The organism is Bacteroides sp. HMSC067B03 (genome assembly GCF_001811315.1).
In the GTDB taxonomy this organism is placed as follows: Bacteria; Bacteroidota; Bacteroidia; order Bacteroidales; family Bacteroidaceae; genus Bacteroides; species Bacteroides faecis.
The window spans coordinates 1-23,558 of the sequence record NZ_KV804364.1 but is presented as its reverse complement, the minus strand read 5'-3'; the positions used below and the strand labels follow the sequence as shown (position 1 = coordinate 23,558).

Genomic DNA, 23,558 nt, shown 5'->3' with positions numbered 1-23,558 from the left:
TTATCTGAAAAGAGAGAAGTTCACACTTCCATATACTCTTCTTTCTATGAAGTGCGGATTTTCCTCAAAGTTGTTTTGCTTTCCATGTTCCAATACGAACAGGCCTCCCTCTTTGAGCAGATTGTTTTTGAATATCAGTTCCGGTATTGATTCCAGCTCCTTTAAAGCGTAAGGCGGATCGGCAAAAATAAAATCGAACTGCTCACGTCCGCTATTGATAAACTTAAATACATCACCACGAATAGGCAGACATTTGTCTGTTTGTACTTCTTTCATTATTTTGCAGATAAAAGAATGGTGAGCCGGGTCTTTTTCGACACTGATCACACGGTCACATCCCCGTGATACCAGTTCGATACTGATACTGCCGGTACCTGCAAACAGATCGAGTGCAGTGACTCCTTCTTCGAAATCGATATAGTTATTAAGTACATTGAACAGATTCTCTTTAGCAAAATCTGTTGTAGGACGTGCTTTGAATGTACGTGGTACATCAAATCTTCTTCGTTTATAAATACCGCTGATTACTCGCATGTTAATAAGGCTTGCATATCAATATTATTGGCAGGATTCATGATGAATACCTGCATGATGAATTTTTTCAATTCGTTCATCAATGTTTCTTTATCTGACAGTGTCCCGGTCAGATGCAGTTCATCCCGTTCCTGATTGAACTCGAGCAGTTTCCATACATACAATAAATAGTAAATACGGTCTTCAGTTTGCATGCATTCGAAGGAGTTGGCCAACAAGAGCTGTCCCCGTTCGAAACAGTAAATGTCAATAGCATCTTTGCGTACTGAAGCATACATTTTCTTACTATTTCCGAGTCTGCTTTTTATGGAAAAATACTCTATAAGTGGGGTAGACTGAGAATAGAAACGGGCTTCGGGATATTGTTCGTTCAGGAAAGCATAGGTGCTTTTGTCTATGCCGAAGATTACGACTACGTTATTCTTCTTCAGAATATTGTAAATCACTGTTTCGTTCTCCCGTTTCTGATGATTGTGATAAAATAAAAGCTCTGCCTGCTCTTCTTCAAACAGTTCCAGTGGTATCATGGTAAAACGCTTGTTTGCCATCATGATATTTACCCGTTTGTAAGAGTAGCTTAAAAAGTCCGATTCGTGGAAAACGTTTTTAAGATTGGCTGTCAGAGACAGAGAGGTGTCTACCTCTTTTTCGAATAGCGACTGTGAATTGTCGTGAATCGGATTGTAGATAGAAAAAGAAAATCCATCCGTACTAAGACGGATGGATAAAGTATATTGTTTTGATTTTGTAAAATCAATCATTATTCCCAGTTACCAGCACCATTGTTAGGATTGTCAATAGAACCTACCATCAAACCGGAGTATCTGCCCAGTTTTTCGTTCAGGTCTTTCAGATTGATAATTTCTTGTTTGTCAAGTCCGCCCAAGTAAGTTTCATACGGAGCTTTTACTTCGAACAAGAACACAGGAGCACCTGATTTTGCAGTGTCATTTTTAACATTCATTTCAAAAATAGCACCATTTCCGTGAGGAATGTATTTCATTGAATCCGGATTGAAACCTTTTGGGTAAACGGTGTCCATTACGGCTACCCACATGGTGTCACGCTTAAAGTTTTCAAGTCCCCATTTCTTAACTTCATCATATTTACCTGTCTTCTGAGCTTTGTTGATGATAGCCATTGCTTTCTTTTCAGTCAATCCGTCTTCCAGTTGTTTGTCTGTCAACTGTCCTACTTTCATGACGAAAGGTAATTTTTGATTTTTAACGAAATCGATCAGTGTGTCAAAATGTTCTGTGTACATTCCGTGATGCAACGAACGGTATTCCTGTTGTGCTTTACGGATGTCGATCAAACGGGCAATGACAGCCTGTTCTCTTTCCTTTTTTGCTTTTTCAAAATTGATAGGACCCATAATACTGCTATAGCAAATGTAGATTAATGCAGCAGCACAGAGTACTAATACAATATTAAATACTGTTTTCATGATAAATTATGTTTTTAGTTGTTATATTCGCATCGCAAAAATAGAATAAATAAATTTAAATACGATAGTTCCGGGAACTTTTTTCTCGTACAAAAATGATAAATAACTATTTAGAAAGGCAAATTAAGGAAAATTTTCCTTATCAACCAACTTTTGAGCAGGAAATAGCTGTAAAATCTCTTTCAGAGTTTCTGCTTTCTACACTAGCGGATGAAGTATTTATCCTCAGAGGCTATGCCGGTACCGGTAAAACTTCTTTGGTAGGGGCATTGGTGAAGACGATGGACCAGTTACAGCAAAAGGCTGTATTACTGGCTCCTACTGGTCGTGCTGCAAAAGTTTTCTCAACATATGCCGGTCACCCGGCTTTTACAATTCACAAAAAAATATACAGGCAGCAGTCGTTCTCTAATGAAACCAGTAATTTTTCGATAAATGACAATCTTGCTACAAATACCTTATTTATAGTGGATGAGGCTTCTATGATTTCCAATGAAGGATTGTCTGGCAGCATGTTTGGGACAGGAAGACTGTTGGATGACCTGATACAGTTTGTTTACTCTGGTCAGGGGTGTCGTCTTTTGCTGATGGGAGATACTGCACAGCTTCCTCCGGTAGGTGAAGAGTTGAGTCCGGCACTTTTTGCAGATGCTTTGAAAGGGTATGGACTGGAAGTGCGGGAAGTGGATTTGACACAGGTTGTTCGCCAGATACAGGAATCCGGTATTTTATGGAACGCAACGCAACTGCGTCAGTTGATAGCGGAGGATAATTGCTATTCTTTACCTAAAATAAAGGTTACAGGTTTTCCAGATATAAAAGTGGTGCCGGGTGCAGAATTGATTGATGCAATCACCAGTTGCTATGATCATGACGGTATGGATGAAACGATTGTTATCTGTCGTTCTAATAAACGCGCGAACCTATATAATAACGGAATACGTGCACAGATTCTTTGGCGAGAAGATGAACTGAATACGGGAGATATGCTCATGATAGCCAAAAACAACTATTATTGGACGGAGCAATACAAGGAAATGGACTTCATTGCCAACGGAGAAATAGCAGTGGTACGTCGTGTCCGCCGGACAAGGGAAATATATGGTTTTCGTTTTGCGGAAGTTACTCTCAGATTTCCGGATCAGAATGATTTTGAACTGGATGCTAATCTGTTGCTGGATACATTGCATTCGGATGCTCCCGCATTATCTAAAGAAGATAGTGACAGACTGTTTTATACCATACTTGAAGATTACGCAGATATATCTAATAAGCGGGACCGAATGAAAAAAATGAAAGCAGATCCGCATTATAATGCGTTACAAGTAAAATATGCCTATGCGGTAACTTGTCATAAGGCGCAAGGCGGACAGTGGCAGAATGTTTTTCTTGATCAGGGATATATGACGGATGAATATCTGACTCCGGATTACTTTCGTTGGTTGTATACGGCATTTACTCGTGCTACAAAAACATTATATCTGGTGAATTACCCGAAAGAACAAATTTTATAGACGATTTCTTTTTTTTGTAAATGGTTGATTCCCAGCTTGAATGTGTGGGGTGTGCTTGTTGTGGAAAAATAAATATGAGATTATATTTATTTTTTTTCAAAAACTTCTAAGTGTTTTTCAAGGTATGGGTTGTTATATAAATGTGAATCGAAAATAATATATAAAATATCGATTCTAATTTTTATATAAAAACTAATGTTTAATCTTAAATTCAAATGTATGAGAATCAATGACTCGTGTAGAGGCTCGAAGATTTTTCGGGCATTGTTGATCTTGATGCTATTTGCCCTTCCGGCACAATCTGCAATAGCACAGTTAACAATTAGGATCTCCAATTCTTCTTTAGGAACTGTGATTAAGCAAATCCAGTCTCAATCTAAGTATCAGTTTTTTTATGATGACAATTTAGCTTCAATGCGTATAGAATCATTGAATGTTAAAGATGTTTCTCTGGTAGAAGTGCTGGATAAGGCTTTGAAGGGGAAAGACATCGTTTACAAAATTGATGACAATGTCGTTTATTTGTCGAAAGCAAACACATCACCTGCGACAAAATCGGCACAGCAACAACAGAAAGTAACAGGTAAGGTGGTGGATGCAAATAACGAACCGCTGATTGGTGTTTCTGTACTGGAAAAAGGAACAACTAATGGTACTATTACAGATTTTGATGGTAATTATACATTAGTCGTTACAGGTTCTAATGCTGTTTTGCAGTTTTCTTATGTCGGGTATCAAACTCAGGAAAAGGCTGTAGCAGGAAAGACTGCTATTAATATTACCTTAAAGGAAGATGCTCAGGTTTTGGAAGAAGTTGTGGTTACGGCTTTGGGTATTAAACGTTCGGAAAAAGCTCTGTCGTACAATGTACAACAGGTTAATGCCGATGCGGTAACTACCAATAAGGATCCTAACTTTATTAACTCATTGAGTGGTAAAGTAGCAGGTGTCAACATCAATGCTTCTTCGTCGGGAGTAGGTGGTGTGTCTAAGGTTGTAATGCGTGGTACAAAATCTATCATGCAGTCTTCCAATGCATTATATGTAGTAGATGGTGTTCCGATGTACTCCAATGCTAATAAAGTGAATGGAACGGAATTTTCTTCTAAAGGAAATACGGAGCCGATTGCTGACATCAACCCGGAAGATATTGAATCAATGTCAGTGTTGACTGGTGCGGCAGCCGCTGCGCTTTACGGTTCTGATGCAGCTAATGGTGCGATTATCATTACTACTAAGAAAGGAAAAGAAGGCCGTGTGAACATTACCGTGAACAGTAATGTTGAGTTTAATTCTCCTCTTGTGATGCCTCGTTTTCAGACTCGTTATGGTACAGGTATTGGGGGAGTAAAAGATGATAACTCCAGTCGTAGCTGGGGGCCTAAACTGACAGAAGCCAGATATTTCGGATATAGTCCTCGTGATGATTATTTTCAGACAGGTGTTATAGGTACGGAAAGTGTGTCTTTCTCTACCGGTTCGGAAAAGAACCAGACTTATGCTTCGGCTGCAGCTGTTAATTCAAAAGGTATTGTTCCTAATAACAAATACGACCGTTATAATTTCAACGTGCGTAATACTACTTCATTCCTCGATGATAAGATGACACTGGATGTAAATGCCAGCTACATTTTGCAGAAAGACCGCAACATGGTGAATCAGGGTACTTACAACAATCCGTTGGTAGGAGCTTACTTGTTCCCTCGCGGCAATGACTGGGAAGATATAAAGATGTATGAACGCTATGACGTTGCACGTAAAATTTATACTCAGTACTGGCCGACAGGCGATGGTAATATGACGATGCAAAATCCTTACTGGGTGAACTACCGTAACTTGCGCGAAAATAAGAAAGACCGTTATATGTTGGGTGCAAGCCTGAATTATCAGATTCTTGACTGGCTGAATGTTTCCGGACGCGTTCGACTGGATAATTCTAATAATGATTATACGGAAAAAGCGTATGCCAGTACAAATACTCAGTTGACAGAATTGTCTGATCGTGGTCTTTATGGTATTTCCAGAAGCTATGAAAAGCAGCTGTATGCAGACTTCTTGGTAAGTGTAAACAAGACTTTCGGTGAGAAATGGTCTTTGCAGGCTAATGTGGGTGGATCGTTTACTGATATGCGATATGATGAAATTGCTGTACGCGGACCTATTGCTGATGATTCAAAAACCTTTGCCGGTGAAAAAGCCGGATTGACAAACGGTTTCTATATTCAGAACCTGAGTACGACTAAAACAAGCAAAATGCAGTCGGGCTGGCGCGAACAGACTCAGTCTATCTATGCATCTGCTGAAGTTGGTTACCAAAGTACTTACTATTTGACTTTGACTGGTCGTAATGACTGGCCTTCACAGTTGGCAGGCCGTAACTCAGTCAATAAATCATTCTTTTATCCTTCAGTGGGTATGTCTGTCGTTCTGTCAGAATTGATGCCAAAATTGAATAAGGATTATTTGTCTTATTGGAAAATACGTGGTTCTTTTGCTTCTGTAGGTACAGCTTTTGAAAGATATATAGCTAATCCTCTTTTCGCATGGAATACCAGTATCGGTCAGTGGAGTAATTTGACTGACTTCCCGGTATACGATTTGAAACCGGAACGTACCAATTCTTTTGAAGTAGGTATGAATATGCGTTTCTTGAAGAACTTCGAACTCGATGTTACTTATTATAACGCTAAGACAATGAATCAGACATTCAATCCTGAGTTGCCGGTAGGTGAATATGCCCGTATCTACATTCAGACGGGTGCCGTTCGCAATCAAGGTCTTGAATTAGCGTTGAACTACAATAATACGTGGAAAGACTTTACATGGAATACAGGAGTTACTTATTCAATGAATAAGAACAAGATTCTGACTTTGGCCGATAATGCCATTAATCCTATCACTCATGAAAAATTCTCTATTTCTTCTTTGAATATGGGTGGTCTGGGTAGTACCCGTTTTATCCTGAAAGAAGGTGGAAGTATGGGTGACATTTATTCCTTGATGGATTTGAAGAGAGATGCCAATGGAGCTGTTTATATCGATGAGAATAACAGTGTTGTAACAGAAAGTCTGGAAGCTAATAATTACATCAAGTTAGGTAGTGTATTGCCGAAAGGAAACTTGGCATGGCGCAACAATTTCAGCTGGAAGAACATCAATGTGGCTTTCTTGGTTTCAGCTCGTCTGGGTGGAGTTGTATTCTCCCGTACACAAGCCGTTCTGGATAACTTCGGAGTATCGGAGGCATCTGCTGCAGCGCGTGACAAAGGCTATGTATCAGTAAACGGAAATGACCGTGTAAATCCGGAAGGCTGGTATTCTGTTGTAGCTGGTGGTACAGCGGTTCCTCAGTATTATATTTATTCGGCTACTAATATTCGTTTGCAAGAAGCCTCTATCGGTTATACTATTCCGAGAAAATGGTTGGGCAATGTGTGTGATATCAAAGTTTCATTGATCGGACGTAATCTTTGGATGATTTACAACAAAGCTCCTTTCGATCCTGAAAGTGTAGCGTCTACTGATAACTTCTATCAGGGAATTGACTACTTTATGATGCCTTCATTGCGTAATATTGGCTTTAATCTGAGCTTTAAATTCTAAATAAATCAAGATAGGTATGAAAAATATAATAAATAAAATAGTATTTGGATTTCTTACCCTTGCACTGTCTTCGTGTATCGGTAACTATGAGAATATCAATTCCAACCCATATGAAGCTCCTGATTTGTCAGCGGATGGATATGCTTTAGGATCGGCTATGAATAACCTGGCAGGTTGTGTGGTATCGCCGGACGTAAATACGGCCCAGTTTACAGACTGCTTGTTGGGTGGACCTTTAGGCGGATATTTTGCTGATTCTAATGCCGGTTTTACAGAAAGCATCTCAAACTTTAATCCGAAAGATGACTGGAGCCGTGTATTTCTGAAAAGTGATAAGATTATTCCGACATTATACTCTAACCTGACACAAGTGAAGCTTGTATCACAGAATACAAACGACCCGGTGCCATACGCTATTGCACAAGTGATAAAGGTAGCAGCTATGCATCGCGTGACTGATGCTTTTGGTCCGATTCCTTATTCTCAGATAGGTGCGAATGGTGAGATTGCCACCCCTTATGATTCTCAGGAAGTGACTTATGATACATTTTTCGAAGAATTGAATGCGGCTATTGCTACGCTCAATGAGCATCCTAACGAACAGCTCGTTCCTACAGCTGACTATATATACAAAGGTGATGTCAAGAAATGGATCAAGTTTGCCAATTCATTGAAGCTGCGTCTGGCTATCCGTATAGCTTATGCCAACCCCGTGAAAGCTCAGCAGATGGCAGAAGAAGCTGTAAAACCGGCAAACGGAGGTGTCATCGAATCTAATGCAGACAATGCAACATGGAACTACTTCGAGACTTCACAAAATCCTATATATGTAGCTACCCGCTATAATCAGGTGCAGACTTCCGATCATGGTGGAGTTGCCTGTCTGACAGGTGGTGATACACATGCTGCAGCCGATATCATCTGCTATATGAACGGTTACAAGGATAACAGACGTGAAAAGTTCTTCACTAAATCCGAATGGGCAGGATACGACTATGTAGGAATGCGCCGAGGTATTGTGATTCCTGAGTTGAAGACAGTCGGACATAAATATTCCGGTGTGAATATAGCTCCTACATCTCCGCTTTATTGGATGAATGCAGCCGAAGTGGCTTTCTTGCGTGCTGAAGGACAAGCTGTTTTCAATTTCAATATGGGTGGTACAGCTGAATCATTCTACAATCAAGGTATCCGTTTGTCTTTTGAACAGTGGGGTGCGGACGGTGCAGAAGATTATCTGAAGGATGATGTCAATAAACCGACTGCCTATACTGATCCGGCAGGAACGAACACCTATCAGAATGCCCTCTCTAATGTTACTATTAAATGGAATGATAGTGCCGACAAAGAAGAAAAACAAGAACGCATTATCGTACAGAAATGGATTGCTAACTGGCAATTGGGTAATGAAGCTTGGGCAGATTTCCGTCGTACCGGCTATCCGAAACTGATTCCGGTGAAGGAAAACAAGAGCGGTGGCGTAGTTGATTCAGAGAAGGGTGCACGTCGTATGCCTTATCCGTTGGATGAGTTTGTCAGCAATAAGGCAAATGTAGAATATGCTATTGCCAACTACTTGCACGGTGCCGACAATATGGCTACGGATGTATGGTGGGCTACTAAAAAATAATATTAAACTTAAAGGAAAGTATATATGAAAAATAACCTGAAATATAGATTGTCTGCTCTGCTGTTTCTGGCATCAGCCCTGACAATGACTTCATGTAGTGATTGGACAGATGTGGAAAGTCTCCAGCTGAATACACCTACATTCGAAGAGCAGAATCCTCAATTGTATGCTGACTATCTGAAGGATTTGAACAGATATAAGTCTGAAGAACATAAGTTCACTTTTGTCTCTTTTGAGAACCCCCAAGGTTCACCCGGCAAACAGGCGGAACGCCTGACAGTTGTACCGGACAGCGTTGATTTTATTTGTCTGAACAATCCGGAAGTAAGCCCTGAAGTTCAGGCAGAAATGGTGAAGATACGTGAGAAAGGCACCCGTACAATTTACAGCATTGATTACTCCAGCATTGAAAATGCATGGAAGGAGAAAGTAAAAGCTGAACCGGAATTGACCGAAGAAGATGCTCTTCAGTATATTGGTGAACGTACCAATGAGATGCTGGCACTTTGTGATAAATATAATTTTGATGGTATTATTGCTGATTATACAGGACGTTCGTTGGTGAGTCTTCCGGAGGCAGCTTTGAAAGAATATAATGGCCGTCAGCAGAAGTTCTTTGGTGAAGTGATGAACTGGCAAAGCAGTCATGATGACAAGACTTTGGTGTTCTACGGAAACGTACAGTATTTGGTGCCGGAGAATATGAGTATGTTGAGCAAGTTTGACTTCATCATGTTGAAAACAGCTGCTTCAACCAATGCTGATGATCTTGCTTTGAAAGCATATTTGGCTATTCAGGCAGGCATAGATGCAGTTGGTGGTACAGAAGGTGGAGTAAGTCCTGTTCCTGTTGATCGCTTTATTGTTTGTGTGGAATTGCCGCAGGCTGATGATAAAGATAAAGTGAAAGGTTACTGGAGTACGGTGGATGAAAAAGGCAACAAGCTTGTAGCAGCTCCGGGAGCAGCTCGGTGGATGGTAGAAGAATCCCCTAATTACACTCGGAAAGGTATCTTTATTATGAATGTCCATAATGATTATTATAACAATACTTATGGATATGTGCGTGAAGTTATTCGTATTATGAATCCAAATAAATAAGAATAGAAATGAAACTCTATAAATATTGTCTTGCGTTTTTGGCTCTTACAACCGTCACAGTGAGTGGGTGTAAGAATGAAGATATCAATGAAGAGCATCATTATGACAATAAACTCTATGTCAGCTCGACTCCTGTTTGTGATGATTTGCTGATTAAGCCTAGTATAACAGAGGCTACCCGTGAAATAAGCTATCGTATAGCATCACCGGCAGAACAGGATATTCAGATTAGTTTTGATGCCGCCCCTGCTATGACCGCAGCATACAATCTGATTTATAATGATAATGCGACTGCGCTGGATGCACGTTTTTACAGTATTCCTAATAAAACTGCTACTATTAAAGCGGGAGACGTCTCCAGTGATAATATCGTGATTGACTTTAAAAACACCAATGAATTGGATAAGTCAAAACGATATGTATTGCCTGTTACCATTTTAGATGCATCCAATATTGAGGTGCTCGAAAGTGCCCGTACTGCTTATTTCATATTTAAGGGTGCTGCACTTATCAATGTAGTGGCAAATATCAAAGAAATCTATTTCCCGATAAACTGGAAGAGCAGTGTGAGCAGTCTTTCTACTGTGACTATTGAAGCTTTGGTTCGTAGTGAGGACTGGGTTGCAGGCCGTGATAATGCATTGAGTTCTGTTTTCGGTATTGAAGGTAAATTCCTTATACGTGTAGGTGATGCTGACCGACCACGTGACCAGGTTCAGGTAGTAGCTCCCGGAGGAAACTTCCCGGGTCCGAATACCGTTGCGGGTTTGCCTGTTAATGAGTGGGTACACATTGCTGTTGTTTATGATAATACGACAAAAGAGCGAATCTATTATAAGGATGGTGTTGCCGTTTATAAAGACGAAGCTGCTTCAGGCAATATTTCTCTAAATAGTGGTTGCTATATTGGTCGTGCATGGGATAATACTCGTTGGCTGCCGGGAGATATTTCAGAAGTTCGTGTATGGTCAGTACAAAGAACTGCAGAGCAAATCGCTACCAATCCTTATGAAGTAGATCCTGCCAGTGAAGGGCTGGTTGCTTACTGGAAGTTTAATGAAGGTGCCGGAAATGTAATTACCGATCAGACTGGCCATGGTAATGATATTACAGGTTCGGGTGATCCTACTTGGGTACAAGTGGAGCTTCCTAAGATAAATTAATTGTTGGTTTAACCTTTTATTCAAGAATTCATTATGAATATAAAATATATAACTTCGGGTTTGTTAGCTGCCATGATTGTGAACTGTACTGCATTCTTGACCTCTTGTGCCGATGATCTTGAGGTTGGAAAGAATATTGATGAGTCGGCGTACAGTGGCATTTACGAAAATAATGCGTATCTGCGTGATGGAAAGTCAAATTTAGTATCTAAAGTTGTCGAACTTCACGGTGAGATTTATGCTACTACAGTAAAGATGGGCTTGAGCAAAACCCCTAATACGGCTACATCGGCAAAAGTGAAAATAGATGCTGCTTATTTGGAAACTTACAATAAAGCGCATAATACAGATTTTGAATTGTATCCGCAAGACTTGGTTACGTTTGCCAACGAAGGAGTGCTTACGGTGAATGCAAATGCTAAATCGGCTGAGGTAGATATGACTATCCGGGCAGGAGAAGGTTTGCAGGATGACAAGACTTATGCTATTCCCGTAGCCATCAGCGATCAGAGTAGTGATATTACTATTAAAGATGAAAGTGCGAAACACTGCATCTATCTGGTGAAAGACATGAGAAATGCCGGTGATACTTATAAAGGAGAAGATGCGGTAAAAGGCTACTTATTCTTCGAGGTAAATGATGTTAACCCATTGAATACTCTTTCTTTCCAGTTGGAAAATGGAAAACTTATATGGGATGTTATTGTCTTGTTTGCAGCTAATATCAATTATGATTCTGAAGCTGGACGTCCGCGTGTACAGTGTAATCCGAACGTACAATATTTATTGGATAATAATGAAACTTTTTTGCAGCCTCTTCGTAGACGTGGCGTAAAAGTGCTGTTAGGATTACTTGGTAATCATGATATAACAGGTTTAGCTCAACTTTCAGATCAAGGTGCTAAAGATTTCGCTCGTGAAATTGCTCAATATTGTAAAGCCTATAATTTGGATGGGGTTAATTACGATGATGAATATTCCAATTATCCGGATTTGAATAATCCTTCCCTTACTACTCCAAGTACGGCAGCTGCTGCTCGTTTATGTTATGAAAGTAAATTAGCGATGCCTGATAAGCTGGTAACAGTATTTGCGTATGGTCAAATGTACGGTGTGGCTACTGTCGATGGTGTAGATGCGAGTGAGTGGATTGATATTGTTGTGCCTAATTATGGAAGTAGTGCATATCCGATAGGGAATATGACTAAAAAACAATGTGCAGGTATAGCGATGGAATTTAATTTGGGAGGGGGTAGTAGTTTGACGCCATCAACTGCTCGGAGTCTGATGAACAATGGATATGGTTGGTACATGGGATTTGCTCCGAGTCCTGATAATTACTATAGTATTTTTAGGCGTTTGGATGGGGCCGAAACTCTGTATGGGTCGCCATTAAAAGACCCCACAGTCTTCTACAAGAAGAACGATCCGACTCCATACCAATATCCGGATGATCTTTAAATAAAGTAGAAATTGTATGGCTTCCATAGCGATTAGTAACATAGTCGCTATGGAGAAATAAAACAAATAAAAAACAAGAATATGAAAGCACATTATAAACTCTTTTTATCTCTAGCAATAGGATCATTCGTTACTTTTGCTGGCTGTCAGGATGATGAGGTAGTGGATTTGGTGAAATATCCGGTGAATCAGCCTGCTATAACGATTAATGATGCGGAAGGAGCGTCCAAAGCGACGTTGACTGCTGTTTACAAATCTGATGGTACTTTAGAACTGAACGGTCCTGTAACCAGAACCTATACATTCCATTTTGCTGCATCACCGGAAGATGCCACAGTTACTTTTGATGTTATAAATACTAATATTCCAAAGGAAAATGTAGAAATCAGTGATACTAAGGTGGTTCTTCCTGCCGGTTCAACAGATGCATCTGTCACAGTGACCTTGAAGGACGAAGATTTTAGTTTTGCAGCATCCAATTATGATGCGGCAACATACGAGCTCGGTGTGAAAGCCAGTGTGGAAGGTTATAAAATAGGAACGGAGTCGATAGAATCTAAAATTGTGATAGAAAAGGAAGCATATATCGCTTCATGCTCTGTAGTTGGTGAGAACGGAAACACCGTTTCATTCGAGCGAGCTTTCTCTCAAGGGGCGATTGTCAATACTGATCCTATATCTTATGCTTTCAAAATGAAGTTGGATAAACCGGCAAGAAAAGATGTAAAGGTGAAGTTGGCTACTACAGGTTTGGACGAAAAGTTCATGAATAAAATTACTGTTACTCCTGCTGAAATTACTATACCTGCCGGTGAATTAGAGTCAGCAGAGATTACATGGTCTATTACTGACGATTTCTTGCTGACAACAACGGAAGCAGAGTTTCACACTCTTGTTGTAGCTGCATCGGTGGAAAGCGAGGACCCCGTTGTGAAAGTAAATAGCAAAGAGAATATCCTAACCTTTAATGTAGATAAAGTAGTTAGAAACTTCAAATATTTGTCTGCTATTGGTAGTAATTGGGTTGAATTGTCGAAAGATGGTTGGGGAGCAGAAATACCTTCCGGTGTCTCTGGTAGCGCTAGTTATTTGATTGATGGTAATGGAGGTAGTTACGGATCAGATGTATATAGTTCGAATCCATTCTGGTTTGTTATCGATATGAAGTCTCCACAGACTTTCTTAGCTTTAGGTATGGATTATTATTATACGTATGCTGCCAAGAAAGTACGTATTTCAACTTCTTTGGATAATGAAACATGGACTTCGCAGGGAGTACTGGAAGCTCCTCGTGCAGGTAATCATTATTTCGAATTCTTCTCGTCTATAACTGCTCGTTATGTCAAAGTTGAATTATTAGCAGGCTTTAGTTCATACATTGATGTCACTGAGGTATATATATACAACGCTCAGTAAAATTGAGTCATTAGTAAATTAGTTAATTTTAGAGCCGGACATTTCATTCTGAAAGCCCGGCTCTTTTTTCTTTTACCTATAATGTCTGCCTCTCTCTCTTCCTAAGGGGAGTCTTGTGCCAACGGCTTGGCACAGTCGTGCCACTACGTTGGCATTGTTGTGCCAACAGCTTGGCACGGTTGTGCCACCAAGGTGGCATTGTTGTGTCATCGTAGTGTGATGGTTGTGTCTCCTTATGATAACAGTTGTGCCGTTTCGGAGTACTGCCGGTCACCAGTCGTAATCCTCAACGTATACGTCAAAGTCCTGTGGATGAGTAACTCCGCAATTCTTGAGAATGGTCAATATTCTTTGTTGTTCGGAGGGGGTAAGGAGACGTTCACCTTTGCGGACCCGGTAGTAGGTTCTCCGGCCAAAAAAACTCATTAGATGTGATATGACAGCTTGCATTTGTTTGTATGGCAGGGCTTCTAATATTTTGATGAATCCTTTTGCATAACGCACTTTGGTGTTAGAACGATAGTAAGGGCAATCTCCTTGTAGAGCGGCGAGATGTTTGGGACTGAGGATATCCCAATATTCAATCTTTTCCGGCACGCTTTGTTCTGTAAGTTGTCTTAAACATGTGTTTGCTTTCGAACATTTCCGGTTGAGGCACATAGCGTACTGATAAGGGACTTTTGTAAAGTCAATTTCTTCTTTCATGATTATAGTTGTTTGTCCTGCAAAAGTAGTGAATAGAAATCGAAAAATAGCCTGAAAGCAAATTACTTTACTTTCAGGCTATCGTTTTTATCATTATCCGGATAAAGTCGTTCAGAAGAAGAGAGAAAACCATCATCCGGAGGAAGAAAGACTTCGTATAGATGTGGATGATTACTCCTTAGAAAAAGAGTAGGGCATATCCTCTTCTTTCGTTCCCCTGTTCAAATTCGGTTGATTGCTCATTTTTACCTCAATAGTGCCTCCCTTGAACAAATCTCCGTGTCGTAAATAGTTCTTGGTGTGATCAGCCCCATTGAAGCTCATAGAGTCAATATAAAAATTCTCCTTGCTGTTATTAGGCGCATTAATAACCAGACTGTTGCCATTCTCGAAGTGAAGCGTAGCCTTTTTGAATAAAGGAGCTCCCATCACATATTCGTCTGTTCCCGGGCAAACGGGATAAAAACCTAGAGCAGAGAACACATACCAGGCAGAAGTCTGTCCGTTGTCTTCGTCTCCACAGTAGCCGTCGGGTCCGGGAGTATACATTCTGTCCATCACCTGACGGAGCCAGTATTGGGCTTTCCACGGTTGTCCAGCATAGTCGTACAGATAAATCATGTGCTGAATCGGTTGATTACCATGCGCATAGTTACCCATATTCATTACTGTCATTTCACGAATTTCGTGGATTACCTGTCCATAATAGCTGTCATCGAAGATAGGTGGTACGGCAAAAACAGAGTCCATCATAGTGACAAACATTTCTTTTCCACCCATTAAGTCTATCAGCCCTTGAGGATCGTGGAAAACGGACCAGGTATAATGCCAGCTATTTCCTTCCGTGAAGGCATCTCCCCATTTCAGAGGCGAGAAAGGAGACTGGAACGTGCCGTCTTCGTTGCGTCCACGCATTAGCTTGGATTCTTTATCGAAGAGATTCTTGTAATTCATGGCACGTTTGGCAAACAGATTGATTTCTTTCTTCGGACGTTTCAACTCCTTTGCCAACTGGTAGATGCACCAGTCGTCGTATGCATACTCCAGCGTACGGGCAGCGTTCTCGTTGATTTTTACATCGTAGGGTACATATCCCAGCTTATTATAATATTCGTATCCCAAACGTCCGGTAGAAGAGACTTCCGGATGCACGTTCTCTGTTCCGTGAATCAGCCCTTCATATAGCGTCTTGATATCATCTACTTTCACTCCCTTCATATAAGCATCTACCAGAATAGAGGCAGAATTGTTCCCTACCATGCAACCTCTGTGTCCCGGACTTGCCCATTCGGGGAAGAAACCGCTTTCTTTATAAGTATTGATAAGTCCCTCCTGCATCTCCTTGTTGACCGACGGATACATCAGGTTCAACAGCGGGAAGAGGCAGCGGAATGTATCCCAAAAACCGGTATCGGTAAACATATATCCCGGGAGTACTTGTCCGTTGTACGGGCTGTAGTGGACAGGCTGACCGTTCGCGTCCAGTTCATAGAATTTGCGCGGGAAAAGCAGCGAGCGATACAGGCAAGAATAGAATGTGCGATACTGATCCAGATTGCCGCCTTCTACTTCTATTTTACCCAGCACCTGATTCCATGCATCTTTTCCTTTTTGGGCGAGTTGCTCCAGGTTGTCTTTGCCTAATTCGTTCATATTGGCGGCAGCCTGTTCAAAACTGATGAACGAAGAGGCGATGCGTGCATGCACCTGTTCTCCTTTTCGGGTTTTGAATCCGATGATGGCTCCGGCATGATTGGTAGTCTGTTCTGCCGCATTCTCTTGCAGATTTCCATTCTCTACTGTTGCTTTATAGGTAAACGGCTTGTCGAACTCAATGATAAAATAGTTCTTGAAGTTTTCGGGAACGCCGCCGCTGTTACGGGTCGTGTAGCCGATAATCTTGTTCTCTTCGGGAATGATCTTGATGTAAGAACCTTTGTCGAAAGCATCTACAACAACATAAGAGTGATCATTCTCCGGAAATGTGAAACGGAAAAGTACGGCACGTTCCGTAGGTGCCATTTCGGTGACTATATCGTGTTCTGCCAGATATACTTTGTAGTAATAAGGGGTTGCAACTTCTCCTTTGTGTGCAAACCAGCTTGCGCGTTTCTCTTCGTCAAACACCGGCTTGCCTACTATCGGCATAATGGAGAACTGGCCATAATCGTTGATCCACGGACTGGGCTGATGTGTCTGCTTGAAGCCGCGTATCTTATTGGCAGTATAGGTATATTGCCAGCCATCACCCATCTTTCCGGTCTGCGGAGTCCAGAAGTTCATTCCCCAGGGGCGGGCAATAGCCGGATAGGTATTACCTGTTGATAACTCAAAAGTAGACTGAGAGCCCATCAGCGGATTGACATACTGTGTCCAGTCTTTTGCTTTGGCTAAGAGTGTACAACTGAGTACACATGCTACTAATAATAGTTTTTTCATGGTATTTGTTTTAATGATTGGCTGCTGATAACTACTTGCTGACTCCCCATTTTGTCGGTCGGTCAGTCATCTTGATTTCCATCACTCCACCTGCTGTAATATCCTGATGATTGAAGAAAGGCGTATCCAGCGGCTTGCCGTTCAACAGAACGCTTTCAATATATTTATGGGTCTTTGCATTGTTCTTTACTACAATGCTGAACGTCTTTTCTCCCGGCAGATTGATGACGGCCTTGTCGAAGGCCGGACGTCCGATAGAATATACCGGTTTGCCCGGGCATACCTGATAGAATCCCATAGAGTTGAGTATATACCATGCAGACATTTGCCCGCAATCCTCATTGCCGGAAAGTCCGTCTACGCTATTTGCATATTGGCTTTTGTACACGCTGTCTACCAGTTCCTGCGTTCTCCACGGGCGATTCACGTAGTTATATAAATGGATGACGTGATGACTCGGTTCATTGCCGTGCGCATATTGGCCGATGAGCCCGCTGATATCTGCCGAAGTCGTTTCGCCTTCGAGGCTTGACTCTACCGTAAACAGAGAGTCCAGCTTTTCAACAAAGGCATCTTCACCTCCCATCAGGTTGACAAGTCCGTCCACATCATGAGGAACAAACCATGTCCATTGCCAGGCAGTTCCTTCGCAATAGTCATCACTCCGGTGAGTGGAGGCACGCGGATTGAACGGAGTGCGCCATTCACCTTTTGAATCCAATCCACGCATGAAGCGAGTCGATTTGTCGAAATAGAATTCGTAAGCTTTGGCAAAGCGTTCATATTTGGCTTTATTCTCGAAATCATTCATTGCCTCGGCAAAGATGGAGATGCACCAGTCGTCGTAAGCATATTCCAGTGCTTTGGCTACGGACTCGTTTTCACGGTCGCAAGGAATGTAACCGATTGCATTCTTGTAATACTTCGCTTTGGGCATCAGATGAGGCAATACCAAATCGGGGCATTTGATGCCTGTGGTGTCATATTCGGCTGCCCTCAGACTGGCTTTGTATGCTTCGGGAGCATCAAAGTTGCGATAACCTTTCATATAGGCATCCACTATGACCGGGACTGCATGATATCCGATCATCGTTCCTGTGTAGTTGGAAGCTAAATCCCACATCGGATATATCCCGCCTTCCTGATGTTTCTTTATCAGTGAATTGATGAACTGATTATTCAGATTCGGGTCAATGATGGTCATCAACGGGTGCAGTGCGCGGAAAGTATCCCACAAAGAGAAGGTAGTATACAGAGGATTGATGGTATCACCCTGATGTACTTCAAGGTCCATGCCGAGATAACGTCCGTCTGCATCCATAAACAGATTCGGGCTGATGGCCGTATGATACAGAGCGGTGTAGAATATTGTTTTATCTTCTTTGTCGGAAGTGGTGATGTCTATTTTAGACAGGTAATTGTTCCAGGCAGTACGGGCGTCTTTGCGTACCTTATCGAAGTCCCATTCGGGTATTTCGGATTCTACATTCTTGCGCGCACCGGCAATATCGACAGCGGATACTCCGACTTTAACCAATACTTCTTCCCCTTTTTTCGTATTGAAGTGCAGCAATGCTTTGCATACAGGCAGACGTTTGCTGTTGTCCATTGTGACGGAGTCAGTGATGAGGGTATATGCAAAGGGCTTGGAGAACTTGGCGTAGAAATTAATGTACTGGTCGAAAGCCCAATAAGTTGTCTTCTTGTGTCCGCAAATCTCAGTGTCACTGATCACTTCGATTTCCATCTCGTAGTTTGTTTGCCGTTGCAGGCTGTAATCCAGATCGATGATAAATCCGGATTCGGCACTTTCGGGGAAAGTGTAGCGGTGGATGGCACCGCGTTGCGTAGCAGTGATCTCCGCCTTTACCTGATAGGTGTCAAGGAAAACGGAGTAATATCCGGGTTCCGCTGTCTCATTCTCGTGAGAAAAGCCGGAGGCGTAGGCAAGTTTCTGACTTTCCGGATCGGTCGTCAGATACTGCGGATTGCCGACAGTCGGCATCAGTAGTACGTCTCCGTAGTCACAGCAGCCGGTGCCGCTGACGTGAGTGTGCGAAAATCCGTTGATCGTGTTGTCGTCGTAATAATAACCGGAGCAAGCATCCCAGCCATCAATCCGGGTGTCCGGACTCGGCTGGATCATACCATGCGGAACTACGGCTCCCGGAAAAGTATGTCCGTGTCCGCCGGTGCCTATGAAGGGATTGACATAAGCACTATAATCTTTTACACTGGGGGATTCTGTGCAGGAGTTGAGCATTATAAATCCTCCGAAACATCCTATCAGAAGTGTTCTTAATTTCATGGTATTAATTAATTTAAGTTTGGCAGGACTCATTTCTTATCAGAAGAGATAAAGATATTGTTTCCTACGATTTTATATTCAATGGGTATAGAATTCTGCAAGGATTTCAACACCGATTCAATGGTTGCCTTCTTCTTCAATACACCGGAATAGGTTTTGTCCGACCGGATATCGGGAGATAGAATGATTTTCACGTCATAAAAACGCTCCAGTGCCTTGGTGATGGTAAAGATATTTGCTTTGTTGAATGGTATCAGATTGTCACGCCATACAGCATCCAGTTTTGCGTCGACTTGCTTCACAGTCAGCCGTCCGCTGTTTCTGTTCAGTTCGGCGCGTTGACCGGGTGCGAGAACGATTTGTCCTTCGTCCTTGTTGCCTTTCACTTCAATTTCTCCCTCGATCAATGTCGCTTCTGCTATCCGGCAACGTTTGTCGCACTTGAAGTTGAAAGTGGTTCCCAATACACGTACGCGCATGGCATCGCTTTCTACCGTGAATGGCTTATGGCGGTTCTTGGTTACTTCGAAATAGGCTTCTCCGTCCAGATATACATTACGTTCTTTTTCGGAGAACTCGCGCGGGTACTTCAAAGTGGCGGCATTGTTCAGCCAGACTTTGGTTCCGTCCGGTAAGACAACTTCTTTCACGATACCTTCATTGGCAACGGCCACGAGCATCTGATGTTCCGTCTGGTTGTAGAACCAGTATCCGGCTCCTCCGCCCATTAATAAAGCAACAACGATAATGGCTGCATATTTCATCCAACGATGCATATACAGCACTTTGTCTTTCTTTTTTTTCTCTTGCTCCAGTTTTCTATAAAGCCTTTTTTCCGCATTAGCCATTCTTTGTTCGTCGGCATAAGTATCGAACTTGCCCAGATGGAACACTTCTTCCATGCGGAACAACTGGCAGGCGTTCTCTTCTGATTCATTCATCCAGGCATTTACCTCGATCAACTCCTCCTGCGAGCACTTTCCTGTCAGATATTTGTCTATTATTTCTTCGCTCAGATTTCTCATTTTCTTTTCCTTCATATAAGTAATACAACTGAAACCCCAAAAACACTTAACTTTATTCCAATAAAAATAAGAGGAGAATGAACCAAAGATGTCCGAGACGATTCCGCAGGAACTTTAATGCTTTATACATATGTGCCTCTACCGTGCGAAGTGAAACTCCCAATATGTCGGCTATCTCCTTGTTTTTCATATCATGCAGATAGCTGAGTTTGAAAACTTCTTTGCACTTGTCCGGCAACTCATTGATCGCATCGTGAATCTCTTTCCTCAATTCCCGGTCTTCGATTTTGCGAATCACTTCGTTATTGTCCGGCTGATAAAACTCAGCACGCCTTTGATTAATCTCTTCCATGGCAGCGCAATAGCCATCTTCCACATTACGATGTTTCAATACGTTAAGGGCACGTGTATAGACAGCACGATAGAGGAAAGCCTGAATCTGCTCTCCTATCTCTATGCTGTCTTTTCGTTTCCAAAGCTCTACAAACACATCCTGTACCACATCCTCCGCCTCTTCTTCTCCTACCAGTCGGGTGGCGTAGAATATCAGGCTGGGGTAGTACCTGCGGAATAGAGCTTTGTAGGTTAAGTCAAAGTTTTCATTCATTCTTTCGGTAGATTAGTTTAGGAGCGAGTCTTACTCATTTCAAATTCGACAGTAGCTCCGTTCATAATCTGTTCATGAGTAAGGTAGGTCTTATCGTACGGCTGACCGTCTACTTTGATCGATTGAATGTAGATGTTCTCCTTGCTCACTTTGGGAGCAAGCACTGTAAATGTCTTTCCGTTTGCCAGATGCAGTTTCATTTCCGGGAATAGGGGAGTACCGATTTCGTACTTTCCGCTGACCGGATTGACAGGATAGAATCCCATTGCGCTGAACACATACCAGGCGGACATTTGTCCGCAATCTTCGTTTCCGCAAAGGCCGGCAGGCTCATTCTTGTAAAGTTCGTTCATCACTTTGGCGATGTATTCCTGTGTACGGTTCTGATGTCCTATGGCATTGAAAAGATAGATGACATGATGGCTGGGCTCATTGCCGTGAGCATACTGTCCGATCATTCCCGTGCTAAATATCGGAAGTTTGTCGTCCTCTGCCGGATGATAAGTAAACATACTGTCCAACTTCTCTGCAAAGCGGTTTTTACCTCCTACGAGCTCAATCAAGCCGTCTACGTCATGTTGTACGGACCAGAAATATTGCCAACCGTTACTTTCGCAGATATGCGGAGTGTATTCGTCGGCTTTGAAGTCTTTGATAAAGTTTCCTTTGTCATCACGAGGTTGCATGAACGAAGTTGCGGGGTTGTAAACGTTTTTGTAGTTCTGCGAGCGTTTGTAGAATTCGTCGGCTATCTCTTTTTTACCCATCTTATTGGCCATTTCGGCGATGCAGTAATCGTCAAATGCATATTCCAGAGTTTTGGACAGTGACCAGTTCTCTGCATTGTAATGATCGGTCACATTGTAAGGAATGTATCCCAGCTTTTTGTAAAGGCCGATTCCCCGGTAATTATCCAGATTGGCTGTTGCCACGCAAGCTGCCAATGCCTTATCTGCGTCAAAATCACCTATCCCTTTCAGGTAAGCGTCAACGATGACAGGGACAGCGTGGTAACCAATCATCATGTCTGTTTCGCTGCCGTAGAAGTTCCATACGGGCAGGCGTCCGTTCTGCTCAAAGAAGGCAATGAAGGATTTTACCATGTCATTGACACGTTCCGGTTCTGTATAAGTGAAAAGAGGATGGGCGGCACGATAAGTATCCCAAAGAGAGAAAGTACTGTAATTTACCCAACCATCGCTCTGGTGTACCTTTTTGTCGGGACCGTAATAGGCTCCGTCTACGTCGCTGTAGATGGTCGGTGCAATCATAGAGTGGTAGAGGGCGGTGTAGAAATTTACTTTGTCGTTTTCGTTATCACCTTTTACTGTAATCTTACCGAGTTGGCGGTTCCAGTTGGCTTTAGTCTCTGCCAGATATTTGTCGAAGTCATTTTCGGGTACTTCGGCTTGTAAGTTTTTGGCCGCCCCCTCCATACTGACGCCGGAGATGGCTGTGTTGACCAGAATTTGTTCTCCTTCTTCTGTCTTGAAGTCAAAACGGGCGATGGTGGCTGTACCGATGCGTTTATTCTCCTTGATAATGGCGGTTGTATCCAGAGCGAACTTATCAAAAGGTTTGGAGAAACGGGTGCGGAAATAGATTCGCTGGTCGCGTGCCCAACCGTCGGAATAACGGTATCCCTGAATAGTGACGGAGTCGACTACTTCAATATGGGAATCGTTCGTGAAGTCCCAGTTCATCGCTTTCTTCAGATTCAGGAGAATGGCTGCTTCAGCCTTAGGGAAGGTGTAGCGTTGAATGCCGCAACGCTCGGTTGCAGTCAGTTCTACATTGATATTATAGTCTTTCAGGCGTACCTGATAATAGCCTGCATAGGCACTTTCGTCATCGTGTGAGAATTTGGAGTAGATGCCTAGCGGTGCTTCCGCCTCTTTATAGGGGAGTGTGACCGGCATGAAAGAAATATCATACAAGTCTCCGGCACCTGTTCCGGAAAGGTGTGTGTGACTGAATCCGGCGATTGTGCTGTCCGGATAGAAATATCCGGAGATGCGGTCCCATCCCGGAAGTCCGTTATCCGGGCTAAGCTGTACCATGCCAAAGGGGGCTTGTGCGCCGGGATACGTGTTTCCTGTAAAATCGGTGCCAATAAAAGGATTTACATACGATGTGTAATCAATTTCAGCTTGTGTCTGTTTGGTGTTGCAGGATGCAAAAATACAAACGATTAGAAGTAGGTAAATAGGTGTTTTCATCGGTCTACGGGTATTGGTGATTACTTATTTTATTATTTGAAGGATAAGAAAAATAATTAATCTGTTTACAAAGGTAAGAAATATTCGTGATAATTGGACTTATATCACAAATATTTTTGGTGGGGAATGGATGGGGTGTGGACGGCTTTGCAATTCCCCGGTTCCGAAGGGTGTCTTCATCGGTGGCGAGGGGTGTCCTCATCGGTGGCGAAGGGTGTTCTCATCGGTGGCGAAGGGTGTCCTCATCGGTGGCGGACGATATCTTCATCGGTGGCAAAAGTACAGGTAAAGGTGACGTGTCAGGAAAAAAGGATGGAGGGGCAGTCCGAAACCCCGGTTTGAGCTCCATACTGTACGGAAATGAATTAAATTATAAATTAAGGATT

16 protein-coding genes are annotated in these 23,558 nt (G+C 42.4%); 7 read left to right on the top strand and 9 right to left on the bottom strand.

Features of this window, described 5'->3' with window-relative positions; translation table 11 throughout:
• From HMPREF2794_RS13495 to HMPREF2794_RS13485, 3 genes are read right to left on the bottom strand one after another with little or no spacing between them, the layout of a single operon-like run.
• Positions 1-534 carry an RsmD family RNA methyltransferase gene (locus tag HMPREF2794_RS13495; RefSeq protein WP_010536599.1) on the bottom strand — a complete coding sequence of 178 codons (534 nt, stop codon included), beginning with the start codon at positions 532-534 and terminating at the stop codon, positions 1-3.
• Complete coding sequence (locus HMPREF2794_RS13490) at positions 525-1,295, bottom strand: DUF3822 family protein (RefSeq protein ID WP_010536600.1); 771 nt, start codon at positions 1,293-1,295, stop codon at positions 525-527. Before HMPREF2794_RS13490 ends, HMPREF2794_RS13495 begins: the two co-directional genes overlap by 10 nt.
• Entirely contained in the window at positions 1,295-1,981 is a 687-nt protein-coding gene (locus HMPREF2794_RS13485; RefSeq protein ID WP_022301978.1) for a hypothetical protein, read from the bottom strand. The genes HMPREF2794_RS13490 and HMPREF2794_RS13485 overlap by 1 nt, the downstream gene beginning before the upstream one ends.
• A gap of 95 nt (positions 1,982-2,076) precedes the next feature.
• Between HMPREF2794_RS13485 and HMPREF2794_RS13480 the strand changes: the two genes are divergently transcribed.
• The 7 genes from HMPREF2794_RS13480 to HMPREF2794_RS13450 all read left to right on the top strand — a co-directional run bounded on the left by HMPREF2794_RS13480 (position 2,077) and on the right by HMPREF2794_RS13450 (position 13,869).
• Positions 2,077-3,495, top strand: a complete 1,419-nt coding sequence (locus tag HMPREF2794_RS13480; protein ID WP_022301979.1) for an ATP-dependent DNA helicase — start codon at positions 2,077-2,079, stop codon at positions 3,493-3,495.
• A gap of 219 nt (positions 3,496-3,714) precedes the next feature.
• On the top strand, positions 3,715-7,098 hold the full coding sequence (locus tag HMPREF2794_RS13475) for a SusC/RagA family TonB-linked outer membrane protein (RefSeq protein WP_070751681.1): 3,384 nt from the start codon (positions 3,715-3,717) through the stop codon (positions 7,096-7,098).
• A gap of 16 nt (positions 7,099-7,114) precedes the next feature.
• On the top strand, positions 7,115-8,728 hold the full coding sequence (locus HMPREF2794_RS13470) for a RagB/SusD family nutrient uptake outer membrane protein (protein WP_070751666.1): 1,614 nt from the start codon (positions 7,115-7,117) through the stop codon (positions 8,726-8,728).
• Positions 8,729-8,752: 24 nt separating this feature from the next.
• Positions 8,753-9,829 carry a glycoside hydrolase family 18 gene (locus HMPREF2794_RS13465; protein ID WP_010536605.1) on the top strand — a complete coding sequence of 359 codons (1,077 nt, stop codon included), beginning with the start codon at positions 8,753-8,755 and terminating at the stop codon, positions 9,827-9,829.
• A gap of 8 nt (positions 9,830-9,837) precedes the next feature.
• On the top strand, positions 9,838-10,992 hold the full coding sequence (locus tag HMPREF2794_RS13460) for a DUF1735 and LamG domain-containing protein (protein ID WP_022301982.1): 1,155 nt from the start codon (positions 9,838-9,840) through the stop codon (positions 10,990-10,992).
• A gap of 33 nt (positions 10,993-11,025) precedes the next feature.
• A complete protein-coding gene (locus tag HMPREF2794_RS13455) occupies positions 11,026-12,453 on the top strand; it encodes a BT_3987 domain-containing protein (RefSeq protein WP_070751665.1) in 1,428 nt (475 codons plus the stop codon).
• 81 nt (positions 12,454-12,534) lie between these two features.
• Positions 12,535-13,869 (top strand): DUF4989 domain-containing protein, encoded by a 1,335-nt coding sequence (locus HMPREF2794_RS13450; protein WP_010536608.1) that lies wholly within the window; start codon positions 12,535-12,537, stop codon positions 13,867-13,869.
• A gap of 270 nt (positions 13,870-14,139) precedes the next feature.
• Here the strand turns inward: HMPREF2794_RS13450 and HMPREF2794_RS13445 are convergent, their stop codons facing one another.
• The 6 genes from HMPREF2794_RS13445 to HMPREF2794_RS13420 all read right to left on the bottom strand — a co-directional run bounded on the left by HMPREF2794_RS13445 (position 14,140) and on the right by HMPREF2794_RS13420 (position 23,172).
• Positions 14,140-14,574: a DUF6078 family protein gene (locus HMPREF2794_RS13445; RefSeq protein ID WP_010536609.1), complete on the bottom strand. Its 435-nt coding sequence runs from the start codon at positions 14,572-14,574 to the stop codon at positions 14,140-14,142.
• Between the two features lie 171 nt (positions 14,575-14,745).
• Positions 14,746-17,013, bottom strand: coding sequence for a GH92 family glycosyl hydrolase (locus tag HMPREF2794_RS13440; RefSeq protein WP_055268567.1), 2,268 nt, complete (start codon positions 17,011-17,013; stop codon positions 14,746-14,748).
• A gap of 31 nt (positions 17,014-17,044) precedes the next feature.
• Positions 17,045-19,321 carry a GH92 family glycosyl hydrolase gene (locus HMPREF2794_RS13435; protein WP_070751680.1) on the bottom strand — a complete coding sequence of 759 codons (2,277 nt, stop codon included), beginning with the start codon at positions 19,319-19,321 and terminating at the stop codon, positions 17,045-17,047.
• Positions 19,322-19,350: 29 nt separating this feature from the next.
• Complete coding sequence (locus HMPREF2794_RS13430; protein ID WP_029425290.1) at positions 19,351-20,361, bottom strand: FecR family protein; 1,011 nt, start codon at positions 20,359-20,361, stop codon at positions 19,351-19,353.
• A 37-nt stretch (positions 20,362-20,398) separates the two neighbouring features.
• Complete coding sequence (locus HMPREF2794_RS13425) at positions 20,399-20,953, bottom strand: RNA polymerase sigma-70 factor (RefSeq protein ID WP_010536613.1); 555 nt, start codon at positions 20,951-20,953, stop codon at positions 20,399-20,401.
• Positions 20,954-20,970: 17 nt separating this feature from the next.
• A complete protein-coding gene (locus tag HMPREF2794_RS13420; RefSeq protein WP_055268568.1) occupies positions 20,971-23,172 on the bottom strand; it encodes a GH92 family glycosyl hydrolase in 2,202 nt (733 codons plus the stop codon).
• Positions 23,173-23,558 lie beyond the last annotated feature (386 nt).